Below are 8,142 nucleotides of genomic sequence, written 5' to 3'. Positions count from 1 at the left end.
GGCTGGATTATCATTAACATTGATTCGATTGGCAGATGATGAATGGTTAGATGCTTTAAATGCACCTGTTACAACACCAGCTTGGTAAAACTCAAGGAGGAAATGTCAAATGAATGCTGAACAAGCTCTTGAATGGATGAAGCTTTTTAATGAAAAGATTCAAGAAAAGAAAGATTACCTTAGTGAGTTAGACACTCCTATAGGAGATGGAGACCACGGTGGAAATATGGCGCGTGGCATGGCTGCAGTTATGGAAAACTTAGAAGGAAAGCAATTTGAGACCAGCAGTGATGTTTTTAAACTTGTCTCAATGCAACTACTGAGTAAGGTAGGTGGTGCTTCTGGTCCCTTGTATGGCTCTGCTTTTATGGGAATGTCCAAGGCTGATTCTAATTCGAAAATAGAGGAAATCTTACAAAGCGGTTTGGATATGATTATCAAACGTGGGAAAGCAGAAGTTGGAGAAAAGACAATGGTTGACGTTTGGACTCCTGTTATTGCTGCCTTATCTGCTGACCAATTGACTCAAGAGGTTATTGATAAGCTAGTGAATGCTACCAAAGATTTACTTGCAACTAAAGGAAGGGCATCTTATGTAGGAGAACGTTCTCTTGGACATATTGATCCTGGATCATTCTCATCAGGATTACTCTTTACTGCTCTTTTAGAAACTGGGGTGGTTTAATGGGAAGTGTTGGTCTTGTTATCGTTTCACATTCCAAACACATTGCACAAGGTGTCGTTGAACTGATTAGTGAAGTAGCTAAAGATGTTCCGATTACTTATGTAGGAGGAACCGAAGATGGAGGAATTGGAACAAGTTTTGATCAAGTAGATAGGGTTGTTTCCGAAAATCCAGCAGAGACTTTATTAGCTTTTTTTGACCTAGGTTCTGCTAAAATGAACTTAGAAATGGTGGCTGATTTCAGTGATAAAAGTATCATGATCAATAGGGTTCCAATTGTAGAAGGTGCCTATACTGCAGCTGCTCTTCTTCAGGCTGGTGCAGAACTGTCAGTTATTCAAACACAGTTGTCGGAGCTTGAAATCAATAAATAAGGAATCTTACTATAACTCTTTTTATAGGTGGGCTATTGATTATCTCAATTATCAAAGTTTAATACTCAATGAAAATCAAAGAGCAAACTAGGAAGCTAGCCGCAGGCTGTACTTGAGTATGGCAAGGTGAAGCTGACGTGGTTTGAATTTGATTTTCGAAGAGTATAAGTAAATGGTTTCAAAATCAGAAAAGGATTGCTTTGGGCAGTTCCTTTTTAATGTAAAAGGAGTAGAATCATAGCGTTTCTAAATTGTGAATCATTCAAAACTGATTGTGATAGGACTATTCTAGCTTTAGAATCCTTCAAAAATTAAAATTTAAGGTAATCAATGGTTTAGAATAGTGCGAAAACATTTAGTTTATAGGAATTCTAAGTTTAGAATTACATAGATATTTATGAATTCAGGACGTTCGATAGTTAGAATTGTTCTATTCTGAAAGATTTTGACAATCAAAAGTCTAGAAGAGTGATTTATAAGTATACTTGTAGCCTTTAGTTGCGATAATTGTATGTCAAATAGATGGAATAAATTGGTATGGCTTTCTTACTTTATGCTATAATATTTATAATGCTTTTCAGAAAGGAAAACACCAAATTGTCCTACAAATTTCTACTTTTCGACCTTGACCACACTCTTCTTGATTTTGATGCTGCTGAGGATGTGGCTTTGACGCAACTTCTAAAAGAAGAAGGAGTTGCAGATATTCAGGCCTACAAAGACTTTTACGTTCCCATGAACAAGGCTCTCTGGAAGGACTTGGAGCAAAAGAAAATCAGTAAACAAGAGCTGGTTAACACGCGCTTTTCTCGTTTATTTGCTCATTTTGGACAGGAAAAAGACGGTAGTTTTCTAGCCCGGCGTTACCAATTTTACCTCGCTCAACAGGGACAAACTTTTTTAGGCGCTCATGAATTCTTAGACAACCTCATCGAGCGAGATTATGAGCTGTATGCTGCGACAAATGGCATTACTGCCATTCAGACAGGACGTTTGGCTCAATCGGGTCTGGCACCATATTTCAATCAAGTCTTTATCTCTGAACAGCTGCAAACACAAAAACCGGATACTCTCTTTTATGAAAAAATTGGTCAGCAGATTGAAGGTTTTAGCAAAGAAAAGACGCTGATGATTGGAGATTCCCTAACCGCCGACATTCAAGGTGGCAATAATGCTGGAATTGACACGATTTGGTACAACCCTCATCACCTCGAAAATCCCACACAAGCCCAGCCGACTTACGAAGTCCATTCTTACCAAGACTTGCTGGATTGTTTAGATAAACTGTAAAAAGTGGTTTAGATAGCCACTTTTTGCTATAATAGAGGCAGTAAAAACGAAGGAGTTGGATATGGAACACTCGTCTTGGCATGCTTTGATTAAGGCGCAATTACCTGAGGGTTATTTTGGGAAAATCAATCAGTTTATGGAGCAGGTCTATGCTCAGGGGACTGTTTATCCGCCCAAGGAAAAGGTTTTTCAGGCTCTCTTGACAACACCGCTTGAAGAAGTTAAGGTGGTGATTTTAGGGCAAGACCCTTATCACGGGCCGGGGCAAGCGCAGGGCTTGAGTTTTTCTGTACCCGACTCTATCCCAGCTCCGCCATCCCTGCAAAATATCTTGAAAGAATTGTCAGATGATCTTGGCGTTAAGAAATCCCATGATTTGACAGCTTGGGCTGAGCAAGGAGTCTTGCTTCTCAATGCTTGTTTGACGGTTCCTGCTGGACAGGCCAATGGTCATGCCGGTCAGATATGGGAGCCTTTTACTGATGCTGTGATTCAGGTGGTCAATCATCTAGATAGACCGGTTGTTTTTATACTCTGGGGAGCTTATGCACGTAAGAAGAAGGCCTTAGTTACCAATCCTCATCACTTGATTATCGAATCAGCCCATCCCAGTCCTTTATCAGTTTATAGAGGATTTTGGGGTTCCAAGCCTTTTTCCAAGGCCAATGCATTCTTAAAAGAGACAGGACAAGAGCCAATCGATTGGCTTAGATAAGGAGAGAATATGCCTCAGTTAGCGACGATTTGCTACATTGATAACGGGAAAGAACTGCTCATGCTTCATCGCAATAAAAAGCCAAATGATGTCCATGCGGGTAAATGGATTGGTGTGGGTGGTAAGCTAGAAAGAGGTGAGACCCCTCAGGAATGCGCGGCGCGTGAAATCCTTGAAGAAACAGGGCTCAAAGCCAAGCCAGTTCTAAAAGGTGTTATCACTTTTCCTGAATTTACACCAGATTTAGACTGGTACACCTATGTTTTTAAGGTGACGGAGTTTGAGGGCGACTTGATTGACTGCAACGAGGGAACGCTAGAATGGGTTCCCTATGATGAGGTTTTGAGCAAGCCGACTTGGGAAGGTGACCATACCTTTGTTGGGTGGCTTTTAGAAGATAAACCCTTCTTTTCAGCCAAGTTTGTTTATGATGGGGATAAATTGTTGGATACCCAAGTTGATTTCTATGAATAAAGGAGAACGAAGATGCTACTAATCAAAAATGGTCGTGTAATGGATCCCAAGACTGGTTTGGATCAAGTGTGTGATGTTTTGATTGAAGAGGGAAAGATTATCAAAATTGCACCTGAGATTAAAGAAGAAGGGGCCCAAATCATTGATGCTACTGGTCTTGTGGTTGCTCCTGGCTTGATTGATATCCATGTTCATTTCCGTGAACCTGGTCAGACCCACAAGGAAGACATCCACACAGGTTCCCTTGCAGCCGCTGCAGGTGGTTTTACAACGGTTGTTATGATGGCTAATACCAGTCCAACTATCTCGGATGTAGAGACTTTAAAAGAAGTTCTGGATTCAGCTGCTAAGGAAAAGATTAATGTTAAGACGGTTGCGACCATTACTAAAAACTTTAATGGGCAAGATTTGACTGACTTTAAGGCGCTTTTAGAAGCAGGTGCGGTTGGTTTCTCAGATGACGGTATTCCGCTTGAAAGCAGTAAAGTTGTCAAGGAAGCCATGGAGGAAGCCAAAAAGCTTAATACCTTTATTAGTCTTCATGAGGAAGATCCAGGTTTGAACGGTGTTCTTGGCTTTAACGAAAATATTGCTAAAGAACATTTCCATATCTGTGGTGCAACTGGGGTGGCTGAGTACGCTATGATGGCGCGTGATGTCATGATTGCCTATGCAACCAAGGCCCATGTTCATATTCAGCATTTGTCTAAGGAAGAAAGTGTTAAAGTAGTGGAGTTTGCTCAGGGGCTAGGTGCGCAAGTCACAGCAGAAGTAGCGCCACAGCATTTCTCTAAGACCGAAGCGCTCCTTTTGACACAAGGAAGCAATGCTAAGATGAATCCACCGCTTCGCTTGGAATCAGACCGTCGTGCTGTTATCGAAGGTCTTAAATCAGGCATCATCACAGTTATTGCGACAGACCACGCGCCTCATCATGCAGATGAGAAAAACGTTGAGGATATTACCAAAGCGCCATCTGGTATGACAGGTTTGGAAACATCTCTTTCTCTCGGTTTGACTTATTTGGTGGAAGCTGGTGAGTTAAGCTTGATGGAATTACTTGAAAAAATGACCTACAACCCATCCAAGCTTTACAATTTTGAAGCAGGTTACTTGGCTGAGAATGGTCCAGCGGACATCACTATTTTTGATGCTAAGGCTGACCGCCTTGTGGACTCCCATTTTGCTTCGAAAGCAGCCAACTCACCATTCATCGGTGAAACCTTAAAAGGGCAGGTTAAATATACCATCTGTAAGGGACAAATTGTTTATCAAAACTAGGTGGGAGTCTGCTCTGTAAACAAAAAGAATAGAGAGCCTATATGTACCAAACCCATCATTTTAAAGACAAATTTATCTTATTTTTAAAGATATTTTTCCCTATCCTGATTTATCAATTTGCCAATTATTCTGCCTCATTTGTTGATACGACTATGACTGGCAAATACAATACCATGGACTTGGCTGGTGTATCTATGGCAACTAGTATCTGGAATCCCTTCTTTACCTTTCTAACAGGTATTGTTTCAGCCTTGGTGCCTATCATTGCTCACCATCTTGGTCGAGGTAAAAAGGAAGAGGTTGCGTCTGATTTTTACCAGTTCATCTATCTGGCCTTGGGTCTATCTGTGGTCTTGCTGGGACTAGTACTTTTCCTGGCACCTCCTGTCTTGAACCATATCGGACTAGAAGCACCAGTGGCAGCAGTAGCGGTTCGCTATCTTTGGTTTTTATCTATCGGAATTATCCCCTTGTTGCTCTTTAGTGTCATTCGTTCCTTGCTGGATTCGCTGGGGTTGACCAAAGTGTCCATGTACCTCATGCTTTTGTTACTTCCTTTCAATAGTGGATTTAACTATCTCTTGATTTTCGGAGCCTTTGGTGTTCCAGAACTGGGAGGTGCTGGTGCTGGTTTAGGTACTTCCTTGGCTTACTGGGTTTTGCTTGGAATTTCTGTTCTGGTTTTATTTAAACAGGAAAAGCTCAAAGCTCTACATCTTGAGAAACGCATTTCGCTTAATATGGATAAAATCAAGGAAGGAGTTCGTTTAGGTCTACCTATTGGGGGAACTGTCTTTGCCGAAGTGGCTATATTTTCCGTGGTTGGCTTGATTATGGCTAAGTTCTCGTCCTTGATTATCGCTAGTCACCAGTCAGCCATGAACTTTTCAAGTCTTATGTACGCCTTTCCTATGAGTATCTCATCGGCTATGGCTATTGTCGTTTCCTATGAAGTGGGAGCCAAGCGATTTGATGATGCGAAAACTTATATTGGTTTAGGAAGATGGACAGCACTTATTTTTGCAGGCTTCACCTTATCTTTCCTTTATATTTTTAGGGGAAATGTGGCCAGTCTTTATGGTAACGACCCAGAATTTATTGATTTGACAGCGCGCTTTTTAACTTATAGTCTTTTCTTTCAGTTAGCAGATACCTTTGCGGCACCGCTTCAGGGAATTTTACGAGGTTATAAGGATACAGTTATTCCTTTTTACCTTGGTTTGGTTGGTTACTGGGGGGTGACACTCCCAGTAGCTATGGTATTCGACTCTCTAACAGATTTTGGAGCTTATTCATACTGGATTGGTTTAATTATAAGTCTGATAGTGAGTGGGGCGCTCTACCGTTGGCGTCTAACTGTGATTATGAAGAGATTTGAATCTTTAGCAAAATCTAAACGCTAAAAAGTTTGTGAAAAAATATTTTTAATAAGAAAATCCCTTGTTCTCATTGGGTTTTCTTTTTTATTTTGTGAAATTTCCTCAAGAAAAACTTTGACAGTATTTGTCAAAAACGGTAAAATAGTAAGGTAAGAAGAAAGTTAGAAAGGCAAGAAGATGTCAACTTTAGATAAAAATCTTTTGCTAGAGATGTTCCGTAAGATGGAAGAAATCCGTCGCATGGACTTAAAAATTGCGCAATTAGTAAAGAAAGGGAAAGTGCCAGGAATGACGCACTTTTCTGTTGGAGAGGAAGCCGCTAACGTGGGGGCTATGTTAGCTCTCAATTCAGATGATCTAATTACCTCAAACCACCGTGGTCACGGGCAAGCGATTGCCAAAGGAATCGACCTCAATGGAATGATGGCTGAAATCCTCGGTAAATACACTGGAACCTGTAAAGGTAAAGGTGGTTCTATGCATATCGCTGACCTTGATGCTGGGAACCTTGGTGCTAATGGTATCGTAGGTGGTGGTATGGGAATCGCTGTTGGTGCAGCCCTCAGTCAGCAAATGCAAAATACCGGAAAAATTGTTGTCTGCTTCTTTGGAGATGGTGCGACCAACGAAGGTGTTTTCCACGAAGCAGTGAACATGGCTTCTATCTGGAACCTGCCAGTCATTTTCTATTGCATTAATAACGGTTATGGAATCTCTGCGGATATCAAGAAAATGACCAATGTGGAGCATATCCATCAACGTAGCGCCGCTTATGGAATTCCTGGAATATTCATCGAAGACGGTAACAATGTCATCGACGTCTATGAAGGATTTAAGAAAGCTGTAGATCATGTTCGCAGTGGTAATGGTCCAGTCTTGATTGAAAGTGTCACTTATCGTTGGCTCGGCCACTCATCATCTGACCCTGGGAAATATCGTACGCGTGAAGAAGTGGAGTTTTGGAAACAAAAAGACCCAATCGAAAACCTTCGCAAGTACCTTATTGAAAACACTATTGCAAGTGCCGAAGAATTGGAAGAAATCCAAGCGCAAGTTAAGGAAGCAGTAGAAGCTTCTGTTAAATTTGCGGAAGAAAGTCCATTCCCACCGCTTGAATCAGCATTTGAAGATATTTACGCAGACTAAGGAGAAAGAGATAAAATGGAAACAAAAACAATGTCCTTCCGTGACACAATTATCCTTGCTATGTCTGAGGAAATGCGTCGCGATGAAAATGTGTTCTTGATGGGAGAAGATGTTGGTGTCTTCGGAGGAGACTTCGGTACTTCTGTTGGAATGCTTGAAGAATTTGGTCCAGAACGTGTTCGTGATTGTCCAATTTCTGAAGCTGCGATTTCAGGAGCAGCAGCAGGGGCAGCAATGACAGGACTTCGTCCAATCGTTGATATGACCTTCATGGACTTTTCTGTTATTGCCATGGACAATATCGTCAACCAAGCTGCGAAAACACGTTACATGTTTGGTGGTAAAGGTCAGGTTCCAATGACAGTCCGCTGTGCAGCAGGTAACGGAGTTGGTTCTGCAGCTCAGCACTCGCAATCACTAGAGTCTTGGTTTACTCACATTCCTGGTCTTAAGGTTGTGGCACCAGGTACACCTGCGGATATGAAAGGATTGCTTAAGTCTTCTATCCGTGATAACAACCCTGTTATCATTCTTGAGTATAAGTCAGAATTTAACCAAAAAGGGGAAGTGCCAGTTGATCCAGACTACACGATTCCACTTGGAGTTGGGGAAATCAAACGTGAAGGTACAGATGTAACAGTTGTTACTTATGGAAAAATGCTCCGCCGTGTGGTTCAAGCTGCTGAAGAATTAGCAGAAGAAGGCATTTCAGTTGAAATTGTTGACCCACGTACCCTTGTTCCGCTTGATAAGGATATCATCATTAACTCAGTTAAGAAGACTGGTAAGGTTGTTCTG

General features: G+C 41.4%; 9 protein-coding genes. All 9 read left to right on the top strand.

The window, feature by feature from the left end; translation table 11 throughout:
* Window positions 1–109: 109 nt before the first annotated feature.
* On the top strand, window positions 110–685 hold the full coding sequence (gene dhaL / locus QZ359_RS07225) for a dihydroxyacetone kinase subunit DhaL (protein ID WP_293964985.1): 576 nt from the start codon (window positions 110–112) through the stop codon (window positions 683–685).
* Window positions 685–1,059, top strand: coding sequence for a dihydroxyacetone kinase phosphoryl donor subunit DhaM (dhaM, locus tag QZ359_RS07220; RefSeq protein ID WP_293964983.1), 375 nt, complete (start codon window positions 685–687; stop codon window positions 1,057–1,059). Before dhaL ends, dhaM begins: the two co-directional genes overlap by 1 nt.
* A gap of 597 nt (window positions 1,060–1,656) precedes the next feature.
* Window positions 1,657–2,349 (top strand): YjjG family noncanonical pyrimidine nucleotidase, encoded by a 693-nt coding sequence (locus QZ359_RS07215; RefSeq protein WP_261078482.1) that lies wholly within the window; start codon window positions 1,657–1,659, stop codon window positions 2,347–2,349.
* A 61-nt stretch (window positions 2,350–2,410) separates the two neighbouring features.
* The gene (locus QZ359_RS07210; RefSeq protein ID WP_293964979.1) at window positions 2,411–3,064 is read left to right on the top strand and encodes a uracil-DNA glycosylase; all 654 of its coding nucleotides are present in this window, start codon (window positions 2,411–2,413) and stop codon (window positions 3,062–3,064) included.
* A gap of 9 nt (window positions 3,065–3,073) precedes the next feature.
* Window positions 3,074–3,538: an 8-oxo-dGTP diphosphatase gene (locus QZ359_RS07205; RefSeq protein ID WP_119943325.1), complete on the top strand. Its 465-nt coding sequence runs from the start codon at window positions 3,074–3,076 to the stop codon at window positions 3,536–3,538.
* 12 nt (window positions 3,539–3,550) lie between these two features.
* A complete protein-coding gene (locus QZ359_RS07200) occupies window positions 3,551–4,819 on the top strand; it encodes a dihydroorotase (protein ID WP_293964973.1) in 1,269 nt (422 codons plus the stop codon).
* A gap of 41 nt (window positions 4,820–4,860) precedes the next feature.
* Window positions 4,861–6,222, top strand: a complete 1,362-nt coding sequence (locus tag QZ359_RS07195; protein WP_293964971.1) for an MATE family efflux transporter — start codon at window positions 4,861–4,863, stop codon at window positions 6,220–6,222.
* Window positions 6,223–6,375: 153 nt separating this feature from the next.
* Window positions 6,376–7,344: a thiamine pyrophosphate-dependent dehydrogenase E1 component subunit alpha gene (locus tag QZ359_RS07190; protein WP_261227554.1), complete on the top strand. Its 969-nt coding sequence runs from the start codon at window positions 6,376–6,378 to the stop codon at window positions 7,342–7,344.
* A gap of 15 nt (window positions 7,345–7,359) precedes the next feature.
* Window positions 7,360–8,142: alpha-ketoacid dehydrogenase subunit beta (locus QZ359_RS07185; protein ID WP_293964967.1), on the top strand; the 783-nt coding region annotated here is incomplete at its 3' end.

It is taken from the genome of Streptococcus sp., from assembly GCF_019414905.1.
Classification (GTDB): domain Bacteria; phylum Bacillota; class Bacilli; order Lactobacillales; family Streptococcaceae; genus Streptococcus.
The sequence above is the reverse complement of the archived record's forward strand: the minus strand, read 5'-3'. Positions and strand labels throughout refer to the sequence as shown.

Excerpts from the sequence above, each read along its gene's own strand:
- dhaL (WP_293964985.1), top strand. The coding sequence starts at position 110 with ATGAATGCTGAACAAGCTCTTGAATGGATGAAGCTTTTTAATGAAAAG.
- dhaM (WP_293964983.1), top strand. The coding sequence starts at position 685 with ATGGGAAGTGTTGGTCTTGTTATCGTTTCACATTCCAAACACATTGCA.
- QZ359_RS07210 (WP_293964979.1), top strand. The coding sequence starts at position 2,411 with ATGGAACACTCGTCTTGGCATGCTTTGATTAAGGCGCAATTACCTGAG.
- QZ359_RS07205 (WP_119943325.1), top strand. The coding sequence starts at position 3,074 with ATGCCTCAGTTAGCGACGATTTGCTACATTGATAACGGGAAAGAACTG.
- QZ359_RS07200 (WP_293964973.1), top strand. The coding sequence starts at position 3,551 with ATGCTACTAATCAAAAATGGTCGTGTAATGGATCCCAAGACTGGTTTG.
- QZ359_RS07195 (WP_293964971.1), top strand. The coding sequence starts at position 4,861 with ATGTACCAAACCCATCATTTTAAAGACAAATTTATCTTATTTTTAAAG.
- QZ359_RS07190 (WP_261227554.1), top strand. The coding sequence starts at position 6,376 with ATGTCAACTTTAGATAAAAATCTTTTGCTAGAGATGTTCCGTAAGATG.